This is a genomic window from Virgibacillus carmonensis, assembly GCF_057836705.1.
Map to the genome: position 1 here is coordinate 1 of NZ_JBYQFJ010000029.1, position 23,007 is coordinate 23,007.

Sequence of the window (23,007 nt, forward strand, 5' to 3'; positions counted from 1 at the left end):
CGGATGTTCTCTAACACAGCAAAGGACCGGGCGGTCTATGCCCGGTTTTTCTTATCATTTTTGGTCTATTTCCTTGTTTTTTTTCATATGTAGTAAAAAGGGGACAAGGGAAGGAGTAGGTCATGTTGAGTTCGACGATAGTGATTTCTATACTGGTTGGATTGATTGTATTCGTTTTATTGGTTGGGGCCCCGATCAGGCCTATGCGTTTAGTCGGACAAGGTGTTGTTAAATTAGCAATTGGTGTATTATTTTTATTTTTCTTGAATGTATTTGGTGGGGCAATAGGTCTACATGTACCTATTAATCTCTTTACAACAGCGATTGCTGGTTTTTTGGGTATATTTGGTCTTGCCTCTCTTACGGCGATTCATATTTTTTTGATTGTGTAGGTGGTACAGACACATTTTCAGGCATTTCCTCATATACTTTAATGTAGAAAGTTTCATTGATTGAAAGAATCTAAGTATATATTTCGTTAGATTAGGAGAGACTAAACTAACGGAGGTGGGGAAATGAAAACGACGATTGAAATGGAATGCTGCGGCATTTGTGAGGAAAAGAAAGAAAGAGGAATTCATTTATACACACTTTTTATTTGTTGTGAATGTGAAAAGAACATCATTCATACAGAGCCTAGAGAAGAAAAGTACAATTATTATCTACAAAAATTAAAAAATATGAATCAACCAAGGTTATATTCATAGATATTCTTAAGCTTTTGCGTTATTAAATGCAAAGGCTTTTTTGTATGCAAAATTATTTTTAAACAATAATGGTATTTTTTCGGCTAAATTGGTAATCTAATGAGTAAGATAACGACGGATTGGGACAATATTACAGTACGAACAAATAAAATCTGCAAGAGATGATACGCCGGGTGAAAGGAGAAAACAATGAAAGAGTTTCTAGGATTATTAAAAAAAGGTAGTAAATCCGCTTTATGGGCTAGCACTATAAATGCGATTATTTCTATTTTAAAGGGTGTTACCTTTTTTATCACAGGAAATGTGGCGATGTTTGCCGAAATGATGCACAGTATTGGAGATACGGCCAACCAGTTTTTTGTGTTCGTCGGGTCTGCATTAAGTAAAAAGGCTCCAACCGATCGTTTTCCAGGAGGCTTTGCGCGATTGGTTAACTTAGTTTTACTAGGTGCTGTTTTGATTGTCGGGGTATTATCGTACGAAACGATCAAGGAAGGTATTCATCATATTATGGCACCTCCTGAACCTGGTTCATGGTTTTGGTTGAACATATCCGTTCTGGGTGTTGCGGCGATATTGGAGTCCTTCGTTCTGTTTAAAGCGATGAAAGAAATAATTGAAGATATTGGAAGAGATGATATAACAGGATTTAGTATTGTGACAGAAAGCTTTAAGAATGCTGGGAATGCAAAGCCAGCAACAAAGCTGGTATTTCTAGAGGACCTTGTTGCCACGGGCGGTGCATTAATTGCAATAGTAGCCATCGTTATCGCAACATATACACCATTCCTTCAGGCAGAAGGATATGCTTCTGTTCTTATCGGACTGATGTTGTTCTATGTCGTAGGACGTATTTTCCTTGATAATGCCGCTGGTGTTTTGGGTGTTGCGGATGAGGAAATGGAGAAAAAAATAGGTGAACTTGTTTTTGCGGAACCGCAAGTTAAAGATATAAATACATTAATGGTTATTAAAGAAGGCGATGAATTGCATGTTGAGTTGAAGATAGAATTGGATCCAAACATGACGGTTGAAGAGGCCGATAAAATTCGTGATGGTATGGAAAAAAAGATTTTAAATGAAAAAGGTGTAACCGAAGTGATCATTGAGACCGATGTAGATGATGAGATTCAAAGCTGGAACAGTTCAAAAAAAGAAACGGATAAGTAACGGGGGATAGAAATGAAACGAAATCATGTAGAGACACCACTTTTAAAAAAGTTAGTACAATTTACAAACAAAGGGCCGATTTCGTTTCATGTCCCGGGTCATAAAAATGGACTGGTATTTCCGAAACACGCTAAGGAACTTTTTAATTCAATTTTGTCCATCGACATGACCGAACTAACTGGCTTAGATGATTTGCATGCGGCAAACGGAGTAATTGCTGAGGCTGAGGCGCTCGCAGCTGATTACTTTGGTGCAGATCATACGTTTTTTCTGGTTGGTGGTAGTACTGTTGGAAATTTAGCAATGATTCTTTCTGTTTGTTCTGATGAAGATAAAGTGATTGTCCAACGTAATAGTCATAAGTCAATAATGAACGGGCTGGAGTTGGCTGGTGCACGACCTATATTTGTTGCACCACAGTATGATGAAACGGTTGATCGTTATACAAGTCCGCATCTTGAGTCTATGAAACAAGCAATTGCTAACCACCCGGATGCAAAGGGAATCGTTTTGACCTATCCTGATTACTTTGGAAAAACGTATGCTATCAAAACGATGATTGATTGTGCACATGAATACAATATACCAGTATTAGTTGATGAAGCACATGGTGTTCATTTTTCATTGGGAGAACCTTTTCCGCCATCTGTATTGGATTTGGGAGCTGATCTGGTTGTTCAATCCGCACATAAAATGGCTCCAAGTATGACGATGAGTTCATACTTACACATGAAAACCTCTTTTATATCAAAGCGACAGGTCAGTCATTATTTACAAATGCTGCAATCAAGCAGTCCTTCCTATCCGCTTATGGCATCACTTGATGTTGCTCGTTCGTTTTTAGCTACAAAAAGTGGGGAGGATATAAAAGATATTAGTGAAAGTGTGGGGGATGTACGTTCGATTCTTGCTGAAACCAACCTTTGGAGTGTTTTACCGTTATCGGAAAAAGATGATCCTTTGAAAATTACATTACAAATAAGACCTGAATTGTCTGGATATGCCGTTGCAAAAGCTTTCGAAGACCAGAATATCTATCCGGAGCTTGCAACTCATAATCAAATTTTGCTGATTCATGGACTTGCAATTTTTCAAAAAAAAGACCATTTACGAAAATCGGTAAAAATAGTTACGGAACAATTAAAAATAACGAACAACCATGCTACAATAGATATAAGAGGGCTTTTTCCTAAGCCTGTAGAAGAATTAGCAAGAAAATACAAGCAAATGAACAAATTACCAACTTTACGAGTATCCTTAGATAAAGCAGTCGGAGCAATTGCTGCTGATTCTGTGATCCCCTACCCTCCAGGTATTCCTTTAATTTTGAAAGGGGAACGGATAACAGCTCAGCATATTACACTGCTAACAGAACTTATCGGTCAGGGTGCCAGGACACAAACCGATGATATAGATAAAGGGATTCATATATATAAAGCGGATGTTCAAAAAGTAACCAAATGATAAACGGCGAATTTCTTCGTTCCTTGAAAAAGAAGAACACTTTTTCTGCGTGCGAAGTAAAGCTTTGAGGGTAATTCTGGTGCTCAGTTTTTCCGGTCCTCAAAATCTTTGCGCCAGCCTTGAACTTTTTGTTTCCAATTTGTCATCTTTTTGAACACACATATACATATAAAGGGGAATAACTGTCGTGAGTGGATATTTTATTACGCTTGAAGGTGGAGAAGGCGCTGGTAAAACATCCGTTCTTCAATTAATTGAACAAACACTATTGGAAAAAGGGTATAATGTTTTAACTACCCGTGAACCGGGTGGGATTGAAATTGCGGAGAAAATTAGACATATTATCTTGGATCCGGAACATACAGCAATGGACCCACGGACAGAGGCGTTGTTATATGCAGCTGCTAGAAGACAGCATTTAATAGAGAAGGTTTTACCTGCATTAGAACAAGGCAGAATTGTGTTGTGTGATCGATTTATTGATAGTAGTTTAGCCTATCAAGGTTATGCAAGGGGTCTTGGTATCGAAGAAGTCCTCACCATTAACCAATTTGCCATTCAAAAGTGTATGCCTGATTTAACATTATTTTTTGATATTGAACCAAAAAAGGGATTAGCGCGGATCATCGCGAATAAAGATAGAGAGAAGAATCGTTTGGACCTGGAAGAACTTCATTTTCATGAACAAGTATATGAGGCTTATCATTTACTTGTGAAAAAGTTTCCTAAACGTATTCAAGTTATTGATGCAAAACAGTCATTGGAACAGGTAAACATACAGGTCATGAAAAAAATTCACCGTTTTATACACTAATTTTAAGGGAGGGTTCATGATGAAGCTAATTATTGCTGTTGTTCAGGATAAGGATTCCAATCGATTGGGGGATGCTTTAGGTGATGAGAACTTTAAAACGACTAAACTTGCAACAACCGGAGGCTTTTTGAAGGAAGGGAATACGACACTAATGATCGGTTGCCAAGATGAATATCTAGATGAAGCATTAGATATAATTCGGGATAATTGCTCAAAACGTGAACAAATGGTAGCACCTATCTCACCGATGGGTGGTAATGCGGATTCGTATATTCCGAAGCCAGTACAAGTTGAAGTTGGTGGAGCAACTGTATTTATTTTACCAATAGAATCATTCTTCCAGTTCTAAGAAGGAAAGCGGGGCCGGCTTGTTCAGTGACGAAAAGCATAGTCAAGAGACCATAGAGCACACCATTTACCGTGCTCGGAGTGTCACTGACTATGTATCGAGTCGGTAGCCATCGCAGGTAGACAGAGTTAAACGCAAGGTAAGGGGCTAGTAGTATGAAAATTAGTCAAGATCTCCGTTCGCAATTAGACGCAACCAATAAACAAGCACGATCAGCATTTGAAGGTAAGCAATCCTTTGGTGGATTGGTGCAAACGCAGTCGCATAAGCTGAAGGCACAAGAACTCCAAGTTTTGATGAAAAGTATAACAGTTCAAGGTGAGAGACTTGCACGGTTTCATTCATTTAAAGACCTCGTAAAATTTAAGCGGATGGTAAAAGGATTTCTTCAAGAAACAGTTTATAATGGACTGGATTTAAAGCAGTCGCATAGCTTTGGACTAGAGAGTCGTAATCAGAAATTATCAATCGTGAAGGAAATTGATGAAAAGTTAATTGAACTAACAGAAGAACTGATGAATCAGGAAAAGAAATCAGTTGATCTGCTTGGGTTAATTGGAGAGATTAAAGGGCTATTAATTAATTTGTATACATAACCACAAGATTGAGGATGGGAATCATGAATACATGGTCTGAAATAGCTAATATTCAACCTTTGGCAAGCAAAATATTGACAAATAGTATACAGAAGAATCGTATTTCCCATGCTTACTTAGTTCAAGGAGAACGTGGTACGGGAAAAGAAGCGATTGCACGGTTACTTGCAAAGGTTTTGTTTTGTGAAAATGAAATTGATGTGGACCCTTGTAATAGCTGTCTGACGTGTAAACGAATTGACTCTGGAAATCATCCAGATATTCATTGGGTGGAACCAGATGGATCATCGATTAAAAAAGAACAAATTGATGATCTACAAAAAGAATTTAAATATAGCGGGCTTGAGTCCGCAAAGAAGGTATACATCATAAAAGATGCTGATACATTAACTACCAATGCTGCAAACCGCATTTTGAAATTCTTAGAAGAACCAAATATGGAAACCACTGCCATCATGCTCACAGAAAATAGTCAATCCATTCTATCAACTATCCGTTCTCGTTGTCAGGTACTTGATTTACAGCCATTAAACCGAGAGCGATTTCAAAAGCAATTACTAGATTCTGGTGTATCTGAAGGGAATATAGCGCTTGTGGCTGCACTAACGAATAATTTAGATGAAGCAATCGAACTAAACGGGGATGAGTGGTTTGCACAGGCTAGAAAGTTAGTGGTACAATTGGTAGAAATGTTTATCGTAAAACCTGAAGAAGTATACTTATCTATTCATAATCAGTGGCTAGTCCACTTTAAAGAGCGAAGTCAACTAGAGCAGGGATTAGACTTATTGTTGTTAGCATTTAAAGATATTCTATATTACCATATAGAATATGAACCATTGGTGCTATACTGTAAACAGGATGAGAGCTTAGAACAAGCAGCGTTGTTTTTTTCACAACCACAATTACTTTCTATTCTACAAAGCATCCTTCAGGCAAAACGAAAGTTGAAGCAGAATGTTCATCCTACACTAGTGATGGAACAACTTACACTTCACATATAGAGGTGATTTAAATTGATTGAGGTTATTGGTGTCCGTTTTAAAAAAGCGGGTAAAATATATTACTTCGATCCAGGAGACCATGATGTTACCTTAGATGGGTATGTTATCGTTGAAACGGTTCGAGGGATTGAGTTTGGTAAAGTCGTTATTGCAAATAAACAAGTCGACGAAGAAGACGTTGTTCTACCTCTTAAAAAAGTAATTCGTTTGGCAGATAACAAGGATAAAATGTCTGTTGCAGAGAACCAACAACAGTCAGAATCCGCATTCCAAACGTGTGCTGAAAAAATTATTGAACATAAACTAGATATGAATCTAGTCGAGGTAGAGTATACATTTGACCGAAATAAAATTATTTTTTATTTTACGGCAGATGGACGAGTTGATTTTCGTAACTTAGTAAAAGATTTGGCTGCCTTATTCAAAACAAGAATTGAATTGCGTCAAATTGGTGTTCGGGATGAAGCGAAGATGTTGGGCGGAATTGGCCCGTGTGGCCGTATGCTTTGTTGTTCAACGTTTTTAGGTGATTTCGAGCCAGTATCTATTAAAATGGCAAAAGATCAAAATCTATCTTTAAATCCTGCGAAAATTTCTGGGCTATGCGGACGTTTAATGTGTTGTTTGAAGTATGAAAATGATGATTATGAAACAGCAAAACGTACATTACCAGATTTAGGGGAAAAGGTGAAAACGCCATTTGGTAAAGGAAAAGTAGTTGGTATGAACATACTGGAACGTATCGTACAAATTGAAATTCCAGAAAAAGAGCGTGTTATCGAATATACGTTAGATGAGTTAATTGATGAAGGAATAATTAAAGCGCAAGCCACAGAATAGTGGGGTGTATGAAGGCGTGAACAAACGAGAAGTTTTTGAGCAGGTATCGGATATGGAAAAACGAATAGGCGAGCTTTATGAGCAACTAGGCGATTTAAAGGATCATCTTGGCAATATGCTTGAGGAAAACAATCGACTTTCAATTGAGAATCATCATCTTCGCAATCGGTTGGAGGGTAGTGAAACAAACGATGAAGAAGTAGATGAGGGCCGTGTTGCTAATGAAATCCCTGGTGAAGGGTATGATAACTTGGCAAGGTTGTACGAAGAAGGTTTTCATATTTGTAATGTTCATTTTGGTAGTCCAAGACAAGATGAAGATTGTCTATTTTGTTTGATGTTTTTAAATAAGAATAAATAAGCTAGTTAACCAGCTGTCTCGTTGTCTTTAATAAGGACAAAGGGGACAGCTTTTCTTTAGAGCAAAGAAAGCATAAACGAAAATCTGTCTAGCTTCAGCGCCTAGACACTCGAGACATAAGCAGTTCGCTTCCGCGCGAGGAAACCCATCCACACTGCACCGCTCTGCTTATGCTTGTCGTGTCTTTCAAGGCGCCCTGAGCTTTTCTTACATAGAAAGGATTTACGAAATGGTACAGTTATTTGACGATGAACGGCTTGATTATTTATTAAAAGAGGATAATATGCAGATTATTCAAAGCCCGACTGTGTTCTCTTTTTCACTTGATGCTGTGTTACTTGCAGATTTTACGTATGTCCCAATTAAAAAGGGTGAAATATTAGATTTATGTAGTGGAAATGGTGTTATCCCGCTTCTACTATCAAGACGTTCACATGCCCATATAACAGGGGTAGAAATTCAGAAGCGGCTGTATGATATGGCCACACGCAGCTCAGAATTGAATAAGCTAAACGGTCAAATCACCATGTTTCATGGGGATCTAACCAGTATGCAGAATAAATTGGGCCATAGTACATTTGATGTTGTGACGTGTAATCCACCTTATTTCAAAACACCAGCAAAAACGGAGCAAAATAAAAATGACTATTTGACTATTGCGCGTCATGAAGTATATTGCTCGTTGGAGGACGTTGTAAAAGCGTGCAAATTACATGTTCGGCCTGGTGGCAAGGTATCGATGGTTCATCGGCCGGGTAGACTTGTTGATATCCTTACCTTGTTCCGAAAATATAAGCTTGAACCAAAACGAATGCAACTTGTTTATCCTAAAAGAGGCCGAGAGGCAAACATGTTGTTAATTGAAGGGATTCGAGACGGGAAGGCAGATCTTACTATTTTACCGCCCTTATATATCTATGAAGAAGATAATACCTATACAACAGAAGCTGAGGAAGTTATATATGGGAGAAAATAAACATGCCGTTTATATTTTAAAATGTAAGGATTCAACCTTATATACGGGGTACACAAATGATTTACCGCATCGGTTAGACATGCATAAATCTGGGAAAGGCGCAAAATATACACGAGGTCGTGGTCCTTTCCAAGTTAAATTTGTCGAACAGTTTTCGACAAAAGAGGAAGCCATGAAACGGGAATATGCTATTAAACAGCTTAGTAGAAGTGAAAAAGAAGACTTGATTTCGTTGAATAAACAAGGGGTGGAAGAAAATGAAGACGCAAAAGAGCTTTGAATCAACTGAAAAAGGAACTGTCTATATTGTTCCAACACCAATTGGGAATCTCGAGGATATTACTTATCGTGCGTTGAAGGTATTACAATCAGCTTCCTTAATTGCTGCGGAAGATACACGCAATACAAAAAAGCTGTTGACGCATTTTGAAATCAGTACACCTATGATTAGCTATCACGAACATAATAGGGAATCGCGCGAGAAGCAGCTAATAGAGCGACTGGAAGACGGTGAATCTATAGCTTTTGTAAGTGATGCAGGGATGCCCGGGATTTCTGACCCGGGTTATGAAATGGTTCAATCGGCAGTTGCAGCAACGATTCCAGTTGTTGTTTTACCTGGTGCCAATGCAGCTTTGTGTGCACTTATAGGCTCAGGGTTACCGACGAAAGAATTTCTATTTTACGGGTTTTTGCCTAGAAAAAAGAAGGATAGGTTAAAAGAGTTAGAGCGATTAAAATCCATGCAAGCAACCTTGTTATTTTATGAATCCCCTCATCGATTAAAAGAAACCGTATCAGCTATCTATGAACAGCTTGGCAATCGTGAACTTACACTTGCTAGAGAATTAACAAAACTATTTGAAGAATATGTTCGTGGATCTATAAGCGAAGTTGTTGAATGGATTGAACAAACTGATCTAAGAGGAGAATTCTGCATTGTCGTAGAGGGTAGTAAAGAAGATTTTTCATCTCCAGAGACACTTTGGTGGAGCCATCTATCTGTAGTTAAACACATATCGCATTATATGGAAGAAGATAATATGTCGAGTAAAGAGGCAATCAAAAAGGTTGCTGTTGATCGCCAAATGCAGAAACGTGAGGTTTACCAAACTTATCATATTGACGACTAACAAAAGGAACTGACGTTTATTGAAGTTACACGTCAATCCCTTTTTTACATGGGGTAAATGTTTTATACGTTAAATCGAGTTTGGATTTCTTTGATTAAATCTTTTGCTCCATCGGGGCTTAGTGTTAACTTACCATTAGCCAATGATTGATTATCATCAGAGGTTTCACCGGTAATTTGACAGGTCATACTTGGTTTATACTTTTTTAAAACAATTTTATCTGTATCAACATAAATCTCCAAGGCATCTTTCTCGTGAATATCAAGCGTTCGTCTAAGCTCAATTGGGATAACTACTCGACCAAGTTCATCAACCTTGCGGACAATTCCAGTAGACTTCATTTTATTCTCCCTTCTGAAGGTAAAAGACTTTATTCGTCAATATTCGACATGTTTCTAGGAATATAGTACCAACTATTCCGATAAGTGTCAATCAATTTTTACCAAAAATAAAAACAAATGCGAAAATTAAGTTTTTAACTAAAAAGAGTTATTAATTGTCGCTTTTACACACGTGAAAGTAACCGTATATTAAGTAATATTTGTAGTATTGATTATTGGATAATGGAAATCTTATGATAAAATCGCTACAATAGTAATAGTTTTTCAAATTGAATCGTGATAAATATAATATGGATTAGGAAAGAGGAGGTTATTACATGACAAATGAGAAAAAGACATTTTATATTACAACACCGATTTATTACCCAAGTGGTAAATTACATATTGGTCACGCATACTCAACAGTTGCTGGTGATGCAATAGCGCGGTATAAACGGATGCGTGGATATGATGTGATGTATTTAACTGGAACAGATGAACATGGACAAAAGATTCAACGTAAGGCAGAAGAACAAGGGGTATCTCCACAAGCATATGTTGATGAAATTGTAGATGGAATACAAAGCTTATGGAAAAAACTAAAAGTGACAAATGATGACTTTATCCGTACCACGGAGGAACGTCATAAAAAAATTGTTGAGAAAATTTTTACACAGTTGCTAGAACAAGGCGATATTTATTTAGACCAATATGAAGGTTGGTACTGTACTTCTGATGAATCCTTCTTTACCGAGCGTCAATTAGAAGATGGTCATTGTCCTGATTGTGGTGGAAAAGTGGAAAAAGTGAAAGAAGAGTCCTATTTCTTTAAGATGAGTAAGTATGTAGATAGATTAGTGAAATATTACGATGAGCATCCCGAGTTTATTCAACCCGAAAGTCGTAAAAACGAAATGCTTAATAACTTTATTAAACCAGGACTAGGGGATTTAGCGGTCTCACGTACGTCCTTTGACTGGGGTGTTAAGGTTCCAAGCGATCCAAAGCATGTTATTTATGTGTGGATTGACGCATTAAGTAATTATATAACAGCACTTGGATATGGAACGGATCATGATGCAAAATTTCAAAAGTATTGGCCGGCAGATGTACATTTGATGAGTAAGGAAATTGTGCGCTTCCACACCATTTATTGGCCAATCATGTTAATGGCATTAGACTTACCGTTACCTAAAAAGGTTTTTGCACATGGTTGGATCTTAATGAAGGACGGAAAAATGTCGAAATCAAAAGGTAATGTTGTCGATCCAACTCAGCTTATTGAACGATATGGATTGGATGCAGTACGTTACTATTTATTACGCGAAGTGCCATTTGGTTCTGATGGTGTGTTTACGCCAGAAGGCTTTGTGCAACGTACTAATTATGACCTAGCGAACGATCTAGGAAATCTGCTGAATCGCACTGTTGCAATGATCGACAAATACTTTGATGGTGAAATTCCTGCATACAACAAGGCTGAAACAGAGATTGATGAAAGTCTAGAGAACTTAGTTACAGAAACGATTAAACAAGTAGAGGATTCTCTTGAGAATATGCAATTTTCTGTAGCTCTCTCTGAATTATGGAAGCTTGTCAGTCGGACAAATAAATATATTGATGAAACGCAACCATGGATTTTAGCAAAAGATGATACTCAAAAGGAACGTCTTGGTAATGTAATGGCACATCTAGCTGATTCATTAAGGATTATCGGTGTTATGTTACAGCCATTTTTAACAGAAGCACCTAACGAGATTTTCCGTCAAATTGGTGTTTCGGCTGATAGCCTGAAGGAATGGGAAAGTGTATATAAGCTTGGTCAGATTACAAAAGGATCTCGTGTCACAAAAGGCGAACCGATTTTCCCACGTTTAGACGTGGAAGATGAAGTTCAAACCATTAAAGCAATGATGCAAAATCCAACAATACTAAAAGAAGAACAAAAGGCTGAGGAAGAAGAAGCAAAAGATTTAATCGCGTACGATGACTTTATGAAGCTTGATATGCGTGTAGCAGAGGTTCTAAAAGCTGAGAGGATGAAAAAGGCTGACAAATTATTGAAGCTGCAGCTTGATTTAGGCAGCGAAAAACGTCAAGTAGTGTCTGGCCTTGCTGAACATTACAATCCAGAAGTGTTAGTCGGTAAAAAGGTGATTTGTGTCACAAATCTTAAACCAGTCAAATTACGTGGTGAAATGTCTGAGGGTATGATTTTATCGGGGGAAGATGCCGATGGGAAATTGGCTCTTGCAACGGTAGAACAAACCTTACCAAATGGATCAATTGTAAAATAAAGACAAAAGCGGAAGCGGCCGTCTATTTGCGTATGACCCGTGCCCACAACAACGTGGGTAGTTCGATGTTGCTCATGCTTTGTGGCGGTTTTAATCGAACATTCCTTTCGACATGAAAAAAAGGAAACACGGAAAGTGTAGCGATTAAGGACGTTCGACTCGTGTCGAATTGTTATCGCAAGGAAGAGCCTGAAGGGCACTAGCCAATGGGCGCTGGAGCTTGAGGTGGCCCTAACTTTACTTTAAGGAGTGAGTGGTTACATGTTATTCGATACACATGTTCATTTAAATGCAAGACAATTTGAACAAGATAGAGAAGAAGTTATTAAACGAGCATTCGATGCAGGGGTTACCCAAATGGTTGTAGTCGGGTTTGACAGAGAAACCATTCCACTTGCAATCGAAATTGCTGAACAATATGATACCATCTACGCTGCAGTTGGCTGGCATCCTGTAGATGCAATTGATATGACGGAAGAGGATTTGGCTTGGATCGAAGAACTTGCTGCACATTCAAAAGTGATTGCTATTGGAGAAATGGGACTTGATTACCACTGGGATAAGTCGCCAAAAAGTGTTCAAAAAGAAGTTTTTAGAAAGCAAATTCGGCTTGCTAAAAAAGTAAACATGCCAATTATTATCCATAACCGTGAGGCAACAGAAGATATCATTGCTATTTTGCAGGAAGAAGGTGCAAATGAAATTGGTGGTATCATGCATTGCTATAACGATAAAGTCGGTTACCTAAAAGCTTGTTTAGATATGAATTTTTATATTTCACTTGGTGGCCCAGTAACATTTAAAAACACAATTGATCCAAAAGAAGTAGCAGTTGAAGTTCCGCAAGATCGTTTACTTATAGAGACAGATGCACCATTTCTTGCACCACATCCGAATCGCGGAAAACGGAATGAACCAGGTTATGTAACATTAGTAGCCGAAAAGATAGCTGAATTACGAAATATTTCAATTGAGGAATTAAGTGAAGTTACTACGGAAAACGCGCGCCGTTTTTTTAAATTATAATATAAGTTTGTAATATTACAGGTGAATTTTACCTAATATGTTGAGGCAGGGAGTATACCTGTCTCTTTTTTTTATTGATCTACTAACTTGTTAAAACTGCCTCTAATCTAGGCTTGACAGGGGAAAGGGCACATTTAAAATTACAGGGTTATTATTTGTAACTTAATTGTAAAGAAACCGTAACCCTATATACTTTGACTTCGCATATAACTGTTTATATAATCAAAGTCGATATAAGGGAGGCAAAAAGCATGAAGATTATTTCAAAGCTATTGCCGGCATCGAAAATGAAGCTGGTTATTTCAAGTATTGGTGTTTTAGCACTTATCATTTTTTCTGGCCTAGTCGTAATGGAAGCTACAAAAGCAGAAGTAGTCGTAATGGACGATGGGAAAAAAGAAACAGTGAACACACATGCGAATACAGTAGATGAACTGCTTGAAGAAGTGGGTATTCTTGTTGGTCAACATGATGCAATTTCACATACAGGTAATACAGAAATCAAAGATGGCATGAAAATTACATACAAGCAATCAACTCAAGTAATGGTGCAGATTAATGGAAATGAGAAAGAATTTAATACTTTTGCTGAGACAATTGGTGATTTTTTAACGGAAAACAACCTAACGTTAACTGAGCATGATGAAGTATCGCATAAGCAGGATGATAAGATTGTAGATGGGCTTATGCTTACAATTGATAAGGCATTCCAAGTTGCGGTAAATGTTGGTGGAAAAGAGCAGAAATTCTGGACTACAGGTGGAACGGTAGAGCAATTATTAAAATCTAATAACATTACTTTAGAAAATCCAGATAAAATGAATGTTGATAAGCAAGATCAAGTTACTGCGAATGCACCAATTAACATTACCCGAGTGGAAAAGTCGGAGGTTGAGGTAGAAGAAGCGGTTGCCTTTGATACGAAGCAAAAAGAAGACAGTTCACTTGCTAAAGGTGAGGAGCGGGTGGTTGCAGAAGGCAGTGAGGGCACGGTTATAAAAACATATGAACTGACAAAAGAAAATGGTAAAGAAGTTAGTAAAAAATTAGTACACGAAGAAGTAAAAGAAGAAAGTAAAGACAGAGTGGTTGCAATTGGTACAAAAGTGGAACAGCAGACAGAGCTTGTAACGTTGGCTAGCACTGAGAAAAAAGAACCAGCACCGGAGCGAAAGGTGGAACCGAAACAAGAACAAAAAAGTGAAAAGTCTAACGGAAAAGTATTATATATGTCTGCTAGTGCATACACAGCAAGCTGTGCAGGATGCTCAGGTTACACTGCAACCGGTATAAACTTAAACGCAAATCCAAACGCTAAAGTAATTGCGGTTGATCCTAGTGTAATTCCATTAGGCACACGTGTATATATTGAGGGATTAGGTGAATACGTAGCAGCGGATACCGGTGGGAGTATTAATGGAAACCGTATTGACATACATTTTTCAAGTCGGAGTGAAGCATTGGCTTTTGGACGTAGAACTGTGAAAGTTACCATTTTAAAATAATACATGATACAAATGCTCTTGCCATGATAGAATGGTAAGAGCATTATTTTTTGACTGAACTGAAAAGAGGAACTTAAATTGAAGGTTAAAGAGATCATCGTTGTAGAGGGTCGTGACGATACAGTTAAAATACGCCTAGCTGTCGATGCTGATACAATAGAAACTAATGGTTCAGCGATAAATCATATCACTTTGGAACAAATTCAACATGCACAAGTAAAGCGTGGTGTCATTGTCTTTACCGATCCAGATTATCCTGGCCAACGTATTCGTAACATCATTAACGAGCATGTGCATGGCTGTAAGCATGCATTTTTAACCCGGGATGATGCACGTGGAAAAAATAACAAAGGTATCGGAATTGAACATGCTTCTATCGAATCAATCCAAAAAGCTCTTCAGGATGTTTATGAGTTAAAAGATGTTTATGAATCGGATATCCATAAAGAGGATCTGATTAAGTACGGTTTAATTGGCGGACCTAGAGCAAGCTATAGAAGAAATAGACTAAGTGAATTATTGCAGATAGGTCATACAAACGGAAAACAGCTTCTTAAGCGGTTAAATATGTTTCAAATTACGTATGAAAACTTTGAACAAGCAATCCAAAAAGTACTTCAGGAGGAAGATAATGAGCACCACTAAATATATTGCTACACCAACGCGGACTAAGGAGATATTAGCAAAATATAAATTTTTCTTTAAAAAAAGCTTGGGGCAAAATTTTATTATTGACGCAAACATATTGGAGAATATAATCAGTCACACTGGAATAGATAAGGATTCTGGTGTCATTGAAATTGGTCCAGGTATTGGGGCATTGACCGAACAATTGGGGAGGCACGCAAAAAACGTCCTGGCATTTGAAATAGATCAGCGCCTGTTTCCTATATTAGAGGACTCATTAGAAGATTATGGCAATATTCAATTGATCCATCAGGATATTTTAGAGGCAGATGTGAAAGCATCGATAAAGGATAACTTTAAGGATGACCAAGATGTTCATATTGTTGCAAATTTACCCTATTACATTACGACACCTATTTTAACAAAGTTGTTGCAAGAGCAGTTACCTGTAGAGAGTATAACTGTGATGATTCAAAAAGAAGTTGCGGAGCGAATGGCTGCGAAACCAAGTACGAAGAGTTATGGTTCTCTAACTATTGCTATTCAATATTATACCACTGCAGAAGTTGTCATGCATGTTCCTAAACGCGTATTTATGCCACAACCAAATGTTGATTCAGCAGTTCTGAAACTAACCATAAGAGAAAAACCGCCTGTATATGTAGCTGATGAGCGCTACTTTTTTTCTATGGTACAAGCCTGCTTTAGTCAACGTAGAAAGACACTTCGAAATAACTTAACGAATTATTTAAATGAGGAATACGATAAAGCAACGATAACCAATATGTTAGAGAATATCGGAATTGATGGAACGCGGCGTGGAGAATCATTGACAATGGAAGAGTTCGCTAAGTTAGCTAACTTCTTCTACCAAGCCAAGCATCTTTAAAAGCTGTAACTTCCCAATTGGAAGTTACAGCTTTATTTTTGATAGTTGGGCATTCATACGCCGCTAAGCAGTTACCTCCGCTTTTCGTGTCTATCTGTGGCTCCTAGCGCCTAGCAAATAGTTAGTCTTGATGAAAGGTACGTAAAGTTCGACGTACTTTTCACAATCCTATCTATTTGTACGCCGCTGAACAGTCGCCTCCGCTTTTCTATGCACATACCCAGTCTTTTTACATACGTTATGGTAGTGAATGCTTTTAGGCAGATTGAAGGCTGTGAGGTGGCATAATGGACTTAATAACAGGTGATATCGTTTCTCGAATTTCATATAAACATGATTTATTATTTCGCATTTCTTCTATATCAAACAATCATGCTACGTTACATGGGAAGGATTTACGATTAGAAGTAGATGCACCGCTCAAAGATCTTGTTCGTGTGGAAGAAAGAGATTTGGTTAAAAAACGTGCAAAAGAAAAGGAAGAAGAAGAGTTTTCCTATCGATTGTTTCGTCAAGATTATCAATTTATGAAAGAAAAGCGAGATTATCAGGCAACGGATGGCTTTCACCATGAATCGTCCTATTTTCATTTACCTGCAAAGGTATTGCATATTGACGGAGATCGAAATTATCTGAAAAAATGTATTGAGTTATATCAGCGTATTGGCCTGCATGTGCATGGCGTTTATATAAATGAGAAGGATATGCCATTGGAGATTGGGCCGTTAATTGAAAAAATCCACCCTGATATTATTGTTATCACTGGACATGATTCCTTTTCAAAGAACAAGGGAGCAAGAAATGATCTACGTGCTTACCGTCATTCTAAATATTTCGTTGAGACAGTCAGAGAAGCAAGGCAGGCTGTCCCCCAATTAGATCAACTCGTTATTTTTGCGGGTGCATGTCAATCACACTTTGAATCGCTAATACGTGCGGGTGCTAATTATGCTAGTTCACCATCTAGAGTTAATATACATGCACTTGATCCTGTTTATATAGCAGCAAAAATAGCTTATACCCCATTTATGGAGAAGGTAAGTGTGTGGGATGTATTAAGTAATACATTGACTGGTGAAAAGGGAATGGGAGGTTTAGAAACACGCGGCCTTTTGCGAACTGGCATGCCATTTTTAGAGGAATCACCTGATGATGAGTAACCAAAATGTGTAGATTTCTTTTTTTGTTTTAAACTTATAAACTTATAACGGTATAAAGTGTAAGTAATCTAAGGCTTTCGCCATTAGTCCCTGGCGATAAGCCAAGTTTTTCTAAGATAATCTACATTCCTCAACTTGTTATTTTGCATTTAATTTGTAAATACAACTAATTTCTTAAACTTATATACATATTTTTCTACTTTATTGAAATAATAACAGCAAAACGTGAAATAGTTGTTGACATCAAAAAAGGTATATTGTTATAATATAAAGTTTTACTTGACTGTTAATACAAGCACGTGCTACAATATAAGGAGTGAGGTGGAGTGTATTGGCTAAAACATTAATAGAAATTAAGCAGGGTCTTGAAAGTCACATTGGTAAACGGTTAAAATTGAAAGCCAACGGTGGAAGAAGAAAAACGATTGAACGTTGCGGAGTTTTGGCAGAAACTTATCCGTCCGTATTCATTGTTGAGCTCGATCAAGACGAAAACGCATTCGAACGTGTTTCATACAGCTATGCAGACGTTTTAACAGAAACAGTAGAACTAAGCTTCCAAGATGATAGAACAACAGCAATGGCCATGGAGTAGTAAACTTTTGTTTACTGCTTCTTTTTATACTTTAAAAAGAAGCTTCTCTGTGTAAAGTATAAAAAGATCTAAGGCTTTTGCTGTCAGTTTTTGCGACAAGCCAAGGTTTTCTAGATAGCAAGAAAGTATAAACTTGGCGTTTATCTGGTCTAGCTTCAGCGCCGAGCCTCCCCGAGGTTTTAGATGTATTGGAATGAGTGTAGATATTCTGGATTGAACGTTAAGTCAAATCTCTTTGTGATAAAATACCATCACTAAGAGATTCGTCTTAAACTTGCCGCAGGTCTGTACAGTGCTTGTTTCGAAGGCGCTTGCGCTAAAGTTTTAAAATTAAGTTTTCATCCTCTGAAATGGTTACTTACGTCTTTCTTATTATTTCCTTTTCTGTATACATATAACGGGTGTATGTTTTTTTAAAGTACACATGCTATACATGTCGTAACAAGGATGCTCAAGTAGAAAGGGGTTGTTCTTTCATGGGAAGACGACGGAGTATGATGTCTAATCAATTGAAAGAAGAAATTGCTAAAGAGTTAGGCTTTTACGACACCGTACAGCAAGAAGGCTGGGGCGGCATTAAATCAAGAGATGCAGGGAACATGGTGAAACGAGCAATCGAAATGGCTGAGCAAGGCATGCAACAAAAAGACAGACCCTAATGGGTTTGTCTTTTTAAATTGGAGAAGAGTGATATACCAGGTATTTCTAGTGATAAAATAGGTATTTTGAATTAATATTGGATATGCTATGATTATGATGGTTCTTTTTACTTATTTTAATTTCCTTAAGGGCATCCATATAGGCTTTTTCCATTTTTGCAAGTGGGAAAAACCTGCAAGGATATTTGAAAACTTGTATAATTTTAATTGCGTGTTTTTTTCATCTAGAAGAAATATACAAAGTCAAAAAAGGGGAGCGTACAACATGAGATTTTCAAAATTTTCTTTGCTATTAGCATTAGGTTTAATGCTTAGCATATTCATGGTCGCATGTTCAAGTGATGACAGCGGCTCAGAATCCACCGGTGAAAGCGAAACTGGGGGTAAACAAATACTTAATTTAACGAATGGAGATACTATTCCATCTATGGATTCTTCATTAGCAGCTGATGAATATGGTTTTCAATTCCTGGGTGCTACAACGGAAGGTCTTTATCGGTTAGGTGAAGATGCAGAAATCGTTGATGGTATCGCAACAGATCATAAAGTAAGTGAAGATGCCCTGACTTGGACATTTACATTGCGTGAAGATGCTGTATGGTCAAATGGTGAACCTGTAACAGCACATGATTTCGTATACGCATGGCGCCGTGCAATAAATCCAGCTACTGGATCTGAGTATGGACCATATATGATGAATGGAGTTATTAAAAACGCTACACAGGTCAATAGTGGTGAAATGCCCATTGAAGAATTAGGTGTTGAAGCTAAGGATGATTATACGTTTGTTGTAAAACTCGAAAAACCAATTCCATACTTTGAATCACTTACAACCTTTGGAACATTTTTACCGCTTAACCAAAAGTTTGTTGAATCAAAAGGTGATGATTTTGGAACAAATTCCGATGCATTGTTATCAAATGGTCCATTTAAGATAACTGAATGGGACAGTACTTCTTCATCCTGGAATCTTGTTAAAAATGAGGATTACTGGGATGCTGAAACAGTATCTTTAGATAAAATTACATTTGACGTGGTAAAAGATACTCAAGTAGCGGTCGATTTATATGAAAAAGGAGAGGTAGACCGAGCTAACCTTTCCTCTGACCTAGTAGACAGATATTCTACTCATGAAGATTACACTGTAACGCCAGAAACATCCGTGTTCTATTTTAAGTTTAATCAAACTACTTCTGAGGCATTAGCTAATGAAAATATTCGTAAAGCTATTAGCCGTTCGTTTAATAAACAGGCTTTAGTGGATGAAATCTTAAATAACGGCTCAATCGTTGCAAATGGTTTAGTTCCAAAAGAGTTCGTATCGATGCCTGAATCTGGTGAAGATTTCCGTGAGGTTAACGGAGATATAGTAACGTATGATCTAGAAGAGGCCAAGAAGCTCTGGGAAAAAGGACTAGGAGAAATTGGTAAGGATACAGTAGAACTGGAATTCTTAGCTGGTGATAGCGAAACAACGAAAAACATGAATGAATACCTTGCGAACCAACTAGAAACAAATCTTGAAGGTTTAAATGTTACGTTGAAGCAAGTTCCGTTCGAACAGCGCTTAACTTTAAGCGAAAATATGGATTATCAACTACAAGTTTATGGCTGGGGTCCAGATTATCTTGATCCTTACACATTCCTGAATATGTATATAACAGATAGCCAATACAATAAAATGGGATATTCTAATCCTAAGTACGATAAACTAATGGAGAAAAGCGCAACAGATTTTGTGCTTGATCCTGCTAAACGCTATAACGCATTTTTAAAAGCAGAAAAAATCTTATTTGAAGATGCAGCGATTGCACCTATATACCAAAGTGCACGTGCACAATTAATTAAGCCTAAAGTAGAAGGTGTTATTAGTAATCCATTTGGACCAACGTATGAATGGAAATGGGCTTCTATAAGTGAATAATTAACTTTAATAGATAGAACCTATGACGGGGATGATACCGTCATGGGTTCTTTTTTACGCTTTAAGTAAGCTTCTGACGGGTATAAAGTATAAAAAAACCTAGGGATTTCGCCTCTTAGTTTTTGACGAAAACCGCGATTTTATAATTTAATGCTAGGAGAGTATTCCCTTGTTAGTCGTACCTCCTTATAAAATATGATACAATTTGTTTAGATTTGTGGGGTGGTGATTAGTATGGTGTTTTTTGAGAATGCGCCGGCAAAAATTACATTGTCACTGGATGTGCTAGGTAAACGTGATGATGGATATCATGACGTGGAAATGGTGATGACGACAGTCGATTTGTCTGATCGTGTTGCATTAACTTCATTAGAAGTTGATTATATTGCCGTGTCTGCAGATAACCAGTATGTGCCAAATGATGAACGGAACTTGGCATTTAAAGCTGCGCTTGCTCTAAAAAATAAATACCATATTACACAAGGTGTGCGGATAGATATAGAAAAAAATATTCCTGTATCTGCAGGATTAGGAGGTGGCAGTAGTGATGCTGCCGCTGTACTGCGTGGATTGAACAAGCTATGGAAGTTAGATATACCATTAACTGAGTTAGCCGATCTTGGTGCTAGTATTGGTTCAGATGTTCCGTTTTGCGTTTATGGATCAACAGCCCTTGCAAAAGGAAGAGGGGAAATTATTCAGGAACTGTCCCCCCCACCAGTAACCTGGGCTATACTAGCTAAGCCAAATATCGGAGTCTCCACCAGAGTGGTTTTTAATCGGCTAACGTTAAATAATATAGTACATCCAAATACAACAAAAATATTGGACGCAATTGAGGCGCAAGAATTTAATGTGCTTTGCGATCACGTTGGCAATGCATTGGAAACGGTAACTACATCGCTATACCCTAATGTACAACGTATAAAGGAAAAGATGATACAAGCTGGTGCCAGGGGTGTTCTCATGAGTGGAAGCGGACCCACAATTGTTGGGCTAGTTGAACATCAACATAAAGCTGTTCGAATAAACAACGGTCTTCGGGGATTCTGTGATGAGGTATATGTCGTTCGTGTAATCGGTCATGCTAACACTTGCTAAAACACGTATAAAAATGATATATTTATTAGTAAATATTCGGTTTTAGAGGTGTGGACATGAGAAGAAGTGATCGGTTAGTTGCATTAACAAATTATTTTCTGGAAAATCCTAGAGAACATATATCTTTACCACATTTTTCTACGCTATATGATGCTGCGAAATCATCTATTAGCGAAGATTTAGATATTATAGATCGAGTCTTTATAGATGAAGGAATCGGGCGGTTGGAAACGATTGCTGGCGCTGCAGGTGGAGTAAAATATATTCCAGACTATGCTGCGAACAAAAGCAATCAATTCATTAGTGATCTATGCCAAACTCTAGAAGACCCTGAGCGTTTATTGCCAGGTGGTTATCTTTATATGAGCGATCTACTGGGAGACCCCGGATTGGTTAAACAAATTGGTCGTATTTTTGCATCAAGATTTACTGAATCTGCTATTGAGGCCGTTGTAACTGTTGCAACAAAAGGAATACCTTTAGCCTATGCAGTTGCATCCTTTTTGAATGTTCCGGTTGTAATTGTCAGGCGTGATCCAATGGTTACAGAGGGTTCATCTGTGAGTATTAATTACGTTTCTGGATCATCTAGAAAAATTCAAACAATGGTTCTTCCGAAAAGAAGCTTGAAGGAAGGTGCAAATGTTTGTATTATTGATGACTTCATGAAAGCAGGTGGCACTATTAATGGTATGGTGAGTTTGCTAGCAGAATTTAATGCTAATGTTAAAGGGATTGCCGTTTTAGCAGAAGCGGATGATGAAGAAGATGAGCGTGTTGTTGAAAATTATTTATCTTTAGTAAAAATTACACATGTTGATTTAAAACAAAAACAAATAGATGTCCGCCCTGGTAATTTTCAGGCGAAATAAGGTCAATAGATAAAATCTTTCTTTCGAGGTTTTATCTTTTTTATTGGGGAAAAACAGTAAATTGGTTGATAATCGTCCATGTTTTTCTCCTTTTTAATTAAATTTTTAATTTTTTTTAAAATTAAGCAGGAATTATCTATGTTTTGTAGAATTATGGTAAGTAAGTTCAAAAGGGAAAAGGTGGTGAAACATCATGGAAATAACTGACGTAAGACTACGCCGTGTTAATACAGAAGGCAGAATGCGAGCAATTGCTTCCATCACGTTAGATCAGGAATTCGTGGTACATGATATCCGCGTAATTGACGGAAATAATGGATTATTTGTAGCAATGCCATCCAAACGCACACCTGATGGCGAGTTTAGAGACATCGCACACCCAATCAATTCAGGAACACGTGGAAAAATTCAGGATGCAGTATTAGAAGAATATCGACGTGTGGGCGAAGCGGAGGTTGAATTTGAAGAAGCCGGCGCTTCCTAAAATAACATAACGACAACAAAGGGGGACTAATCTAGGGCAGATTAGCCTTCTTTTTTTATTACTTAGGAAATTATAAATATGGAACACCGTGGATAAGTGAGGGACATCATCAGTCACGTCCAGCTCCATCGTCC

General features: G+C 37.7%; 26 protein-coding genes. 25 read left to right on the top strand and 1 reads right to left on the bottom strand.

All coding sequences use genetic code 11. The features are described 5' to 3' along the window. The first annotated feature begins 125 nt into the window (after positions 1–125). The 13 genes from AC3G7N_RS16860 (at position 126) to rsmI (ending at position 9,414) form a co-directional block, all read left to right on the top strand. Entirely contained in the window at positions 126–392 is a 267-nt protein-coding gene (locus AC3G7N_RS16860) for a pro-sigmaK processing inhibitor BofA family protein (RefSeq protein ID WP_489423336.1), read from the top strand. Between the two features lie 123 nt (positions 393–515). After that, a complete protein-coding gene (locus tag AC3G7N_RS16865) occupies positions 516–707 on the top strand; it encodes a sigma factor G inhibitor Gin (protein ID WP_489423337.1) in 192 nt (63 codons plus the stop codon). A gap of 189 nt (positions 708–896) precedes the next feature. Beyond that, entirely contained in the window at positions 897–1,877 is a 981-nt protein-coding gene (locus tag AC3G7N_RS16870; RefSeq protein ID WP_489423338.1) for a cation diffusion facilitator family transporter, read from the top strand. A gap of 12 nt (positions 1,878–1,889) precedes the next feature. Then, on the top strand, positions 1,890–3,341 hold the full coding sequence (locus AC3G7N_RS16875) for an aminotransferase class I/II-fold pyridoxal phosphate-dependent enzyme (RefSeq protein WP_489423339.1): 1,452 nt from the start codon (positions 1,890–1,892) through the stop codon (positions 3,339–3,341). A gap of 187 nt (positions 3,342–3,528) precedes the next feature. Next, entirely contained in the window at positions 3,529–4,155 is a 627-nt protein-coding gene (gene tmk / locus AC3G7N_RS16880) for a dTMP kinase (protein WP_489423340.1), read from the top strand. A gap of 19 nt (positions 4,156–4,174) precedes the next feature. Next, positions 4,175–4,504: a cyclic di-AMP receptor DarA gene (gene darA, locus AC3G7N_RS16885; RefSeq protein ID WP_489423341.1), complete on the top strand. Its 330-nt coding sequence runs from the start codon at positions 4,175–4,177 to the stop codon at positions 4,502–4,504. A 155-nt stretch (positions 4,505–4,659) separates the two neighbouring features. Continuing rightward, entirely contained in the window at positions 4,660–5,100 is a 441-nt protein-coding gene (locus AC3G7N_RS16890; protein WP_489423342.1) for a YaaR family protein, read from the top strand. Positions 5,101–5,123: 23 nt separating this feature from the next. Continuing rightward, positions 5,124–6,104, top strand: coding sequence for a DNA polymerase III subunit delta' (holB, locus tag AC3G7N_RS16895; protein WP_489423343.1), 981 nt, complete (start codon positions 5,124–5,126; stop codon positions 6,102–6,104). A 12-nt stretch (positions 6,105–6,116) separates the two neighbouring features. Continuing rightward, positions 6,117–6,944: a PSP1 domain-containing protein gene (locus AC3G7N_RS16900; protein ID WP_489423344.1), complete on the top strand. Its 828-nt coding sequence runs from the start codon at positions 6,117–6,119 to the stop codon at positions 6,942–6,944. Between the two features lie 16 nt (positions 6,945–6,960). After that, on the top strand, positions 6,961–7,305 hold the full coding sequence (gene yabA, locus AC3G7N_RS16905; RefSeq protein ID WP_489423345.1) for a DNA replication initiation control protein YabA: 345 nt from the start codon (positions 6,961–6,963) through the stop codon (positions 7,303–7,305). A 229-nt stretch (positions 7,306–7,534) separates the two neighbouring features. Beyond that, positions 7,535–8,281 carry a tRNA1(Val) (adenine(37)-N6)-methyltransferase gene (locus AC3G7N_RS16910; protein ID WP_489423346.1) on the top strand — a complete coding sequence of 249 codons (747 nt, stop codon included), beginning with the start codon at positions 7,535–7,537 and terminating at the stop codon, positions 8,279–8,281. Next, entirely contained in the window at positions 8,268–8,561 is a 294-nt protein-coding gene (locus tag AC3G7N_RS16915; protein ID WP_489423347.1) for a GIY-YIG nuclease family protein, read from the top strand. The genes AC3G7N_RS16910 and AC3G7N_RS16915 overlap by 14 nt, the downstream gene beginning before the upstream one ends. After that, positions 8,539–9,414: a 16S rRNA (cytidine(1402)-2'-O)-methyltransferase gene (gene rsmI / locus AC3G7N_RS16920; protein ID WP_489423348.1), complete on the top strand. Its 876-nt coding sequence runs from the start codon at positions 8,539–8,541 to the stop codon at positions 9,412–9,414. Before AC3G7N_RS16915 ends, rsmI begins: the two co-directional genes overlap by 23 nt. A gap of 62 nt (positions 9,415–9,476) precedes the next feature. Here the strand turns inward: rsmI and abrB are convergent, their stop codons facing one another. Next, positions 9,477–9,755, bottom strand: coding sequence for a transition state genes transcriptional regulator AbrB (gene abrB / locus AC3G7N_RS16925; protein ID WP_489423349.1), 279 nt, complete (start codon positions 9,753–9,755; stop codon positions 9,477–9,479). Positions 9,756–10,072: 317 nt separating this feature from the next. Here abrB and metG point away from each other — a divergent pair, with 317 nt between their 5' ends. The 12 genes from metG to spoVG all read left to right on the top strand — a co-directional run bounded on the left by metG (position 10,073) and on the right by spoVG (position 22,873). Further along, entirely contained in the window at positions 10,073–12,031 is a 1,959-nt protein-coding gene (metG, locus tag AC3G7N_RS16930) for a methionine--tRNA ligase (protein ID WP_489423350.1), read from the top strand. 261 nt (positions 12,032–12,292) lie between these two features. Continuing rightward, entirely contained in the window at positions 12,293–13,057 is a 765-nt protein-coding gene (locus AC3G7N_RS16935) for a TatD family hydrolase (RefSeq protein WP_489423351.1), read from the top strand. 251 nt (positions 13,058–13,308) lie between these two features. After that, positions 13,309–14,562 carry a resuscitation-promoting factor gene (locus tag AC3G7N_RS16940; protein ID WP_489423352.1) on the top strand — a complete coding sequence of 418 codons (1,254 nt, stop codon included), beginning with the start codon at positions 13,309–13,311 and terminating at the stop codon, positions 14,560–14,562. A gap of 78 nt (positions 14,563–14,640) precedes the next feature. Further along, positions 14,641–15,207 (top strand): ribonuclease M5, encoded by a 567-nt coding sequence (gene rnmV, locus AC3G7N_RS16945; RefSeq protein ID WP_489423353.1) that lies wholly within the window; start codon positions 14,641–14,643, stop codon positions 15,205–15,207. Beyond that, positions 15,194–16,078, top strand: coding sequence for a 16S rRNA (adenine(1518)-N(6)/adenine(1519)-N(6))-dimethyltransferase RsmA (gene rsmA / locus AC3G7N_RS16950; RefSeq protein ID WP_489423354.1), 885 nt, complete (start codon positions 15,194–15,196; stop codon positions 16,076–16,078). Before rnmV ends, rsmA begins: the two co-directional genes overlap by 14 nt. 287 nt (positions 16,079–16,365) lie before the next feature. Next, positions 16,366–17,238, top strand: coding sequence for a sporulation peptidase YabG (gene yabG, locus AC3G7N_RS16955; protein ID WP_489423355.1), 873 nt, complete (start codon positions 16,366–16,368; stop codon positions 17,236–17,238). A gap of 331 nt (positions 17,239–17,569) precedes the next feature. Next, entirely contained in the window at positions 17,570–17,833 is a 264-nt protein-coding gene (veg, locus tag AC3G7N_RS16960) for a biofilm formation stimulator Veg (RefSeq protein ID WP_489423356.1), read from the top strand. A gap of 476 nt (positions 17,834–18,309) precedes the next feature. Then, a complete protein-coding gene (locus AC3G7N_RS16965; RefSeq protein ID WP_489423357.1) occupies positions 18,310–18,492 on the top strand; it encodes a small, acid-soluble spore protein, alpha/beta type in 183 nt (60 codons plus the stop codon). A gap of 265 nt (positions 18,493–18,757) precedes the next feature. Beyond that, positions 18,758–20,416 carry a peptide ABC transporter substrate-binding protein gene (locus AC3G7N_RS16970; RefSeq protein ID WP_489423358.1) on the top strand — a complete coding sequence of 553 codons (1,659 nt, stop codon included), beginning with the start codon at positions 18,758–18,760 and terminating at the stop codon, positions 20,414–20,416. A gap of 234 nt (positions 20,417–20,650) precedes the next feature. Next, the gene (gene ispE, locus AC3G7N_RS16975; protein WP_489423359.1) at positions 20,651–21,517 is read left to right on the top strand and encodes a 4-(cytidine 5'-diphospho)-2-C-methyl-D-erythritol kinase; all 867 of its coding nucleotides are present in this window, start codon (positions 20,651–20,653) and stop codon (positions 21,515–21,517) included. A 56-nt stretch (positions 21,518–21,573) separates the two neighbouring features. Beyond that, complete coding sequence (gene purR, locus AC3G7N_RS16980; RefSeq protein ID WP_489423360.1) at positions 21,574–22,389, top strand: pur operon repressor; 816 nt, start codon at positions 21,574–21,576, stop codon at positions 22,387–22,389. Positions 22,390–22,582: 193 nt separating this feature from the next. Then, on the top strand, positions 22,583–22,873 hold the full coding sequence (gene spoVG, locus AC3G7N_RS16985; protein ID WP_089530315.1) for a septation regulator SpoVG: 291 nt from the start codon (positions 22,583–22,585) through the stop codon (positions 22,871–22,873). Positions 22,874–23,007 lie beyond the last annotated feature (134 nt).

Excerpts from the sequence above, each read along its gene's own strand:
- AC3G7N_RS16865 (WP_489423337.1), top strand. The coding sequence starts at position 516 with ATGAAAACGACGATTGAAATGGAATGCTGCGGCATTTGTGAGGAAAAG.
- AC3G7N_RS16870 (WP_489423338.1), top strand. The coding sequence starts at position 897 with ATGAAAGAGTTTCTAGGATTATTAAAAAAAGGTAGTAAATCCGCTTTA.
- AC3G7N_RS16875 (WP_489423339.1), top strand. The coding sequence starts at position 1,890 with ATGAAACGAAATCATGTAGAGACACCACTTTTAAAAAAGTTAGTACAA.
- darA (WP_489423341.1), top strand. The coding sequence starts at position 4,175 with ATGAAGCTAATTATTGCTGTTGTTCAGGATAAGGATTCCAATCGATTG.
- AC3G7N_RS16890 (WP_489423342.1), top strand. The coding sequence starts at position 4,660 with ATGAAAATTAGTCAAGATCTCCGTTCGCAATTAGACGCAACCAATAAA.
- holB (WP_489423343.1), top strand. The coding sequence starts at position 5,124 with ATGAATACATGGTCTGAAATAGCTAATATTCAACCTTTGGCAAGCAAA.
- AC3G7N_RS16910 (WP_489423346.1), top strand. The coding sequence starts at position 7,535 with ATGGTACAGTTATTTGACGATGAACGGCTTGATTATTTATTAAAAGAG.
- AC3G7N_RS16915 (WP_489423347.1), top strand. The coding sequence starts at position 8,268 with ATGGGAGAAAATAAACATGCCGTTTATATTTTAAAATGTAAGGATTCA.
- rsmI (WP_489423348.1), top strand. The coding sequence starts at position 8,539 with ATGAAGACGCAAAAGAGCTTTGAATCAACTGAAAAAGGAACTGTCTAT.
- abrB (WP_489423349.1), bottom strand. The coding sequence starts at position 9,755 with ATGAAGTCTACTGGAATTGTCCGCAAGGTTGATGAACTTGGTCGAGTA.
- metG (WP_489423350.1), top strand. The coding sequence starts at position 10,073 with ATGACAAATGAGAAAAAGACATTTTATATTACAACACCGATTTATTAC.
- AC3G7N_RS16935 (WP_489423351.1), top strand. The coding sequence starts at position 12,293 with ATGTTATTCGATACACATGTTCATTTAAATGCAAGACAATTTGAACAA.
- AC3G7N_RS16940 (WP_489423352.1), top strand. The coding sequence starts at position 13,309 with ATGAAGATTATTTCAAAGCTATTGCCGGCATCGAAAATGAAGCTGGTT.
- rsmA (WP_489423354.1), top strand. The coding sequence starts at position 15,194 with ATGAGCACCACTAAATATATTGCTACACCAACGCGGACTAAGGAGATA.
- yabG (WP_489423355.1), top strand. The coding sequence starts at position 16,366 with ATGGACTTAATAACAGGTGATATCGTTTCTCGAATTTCATATAAACAT.
- AC3G7N_RS16965 (WP_489423357.1), top strand. The coding sequence starts at position 18,310 with ATGGGAAGACGACGGAGTATGATGTCTAATCAATTGAAAGAAGAAATT.
- AC3G7N_RS16970 (WP_489423358.1), top strand. The coding sequence starts at position 18,758 with ATGAGATTTTCAAAATTTTCTTTGCTATTAGCATTAGGTTTAATGCTT.
- ispE (WP_489423359.1), top strand. The coding sequence starts at position 20,651 with ATGGTGTTTTTTGAGAATGCGCCGGCAAAAATTACATTGTCACTGGAT.
- purR (WP_489423360.1), top strand. The coding sequence starts at position 21,574 with ATGAGAAGAAGTGATCGGTTAGTTGCATTAACAAATTATTTTCTGGAA.
- spoVG (WP_089530315.1), top strand. The coding sequence starts at position 22,583 with ATGGAAATAACTGACGTAAGACTACGCCGTGTTAATACAGAAGGCAGA.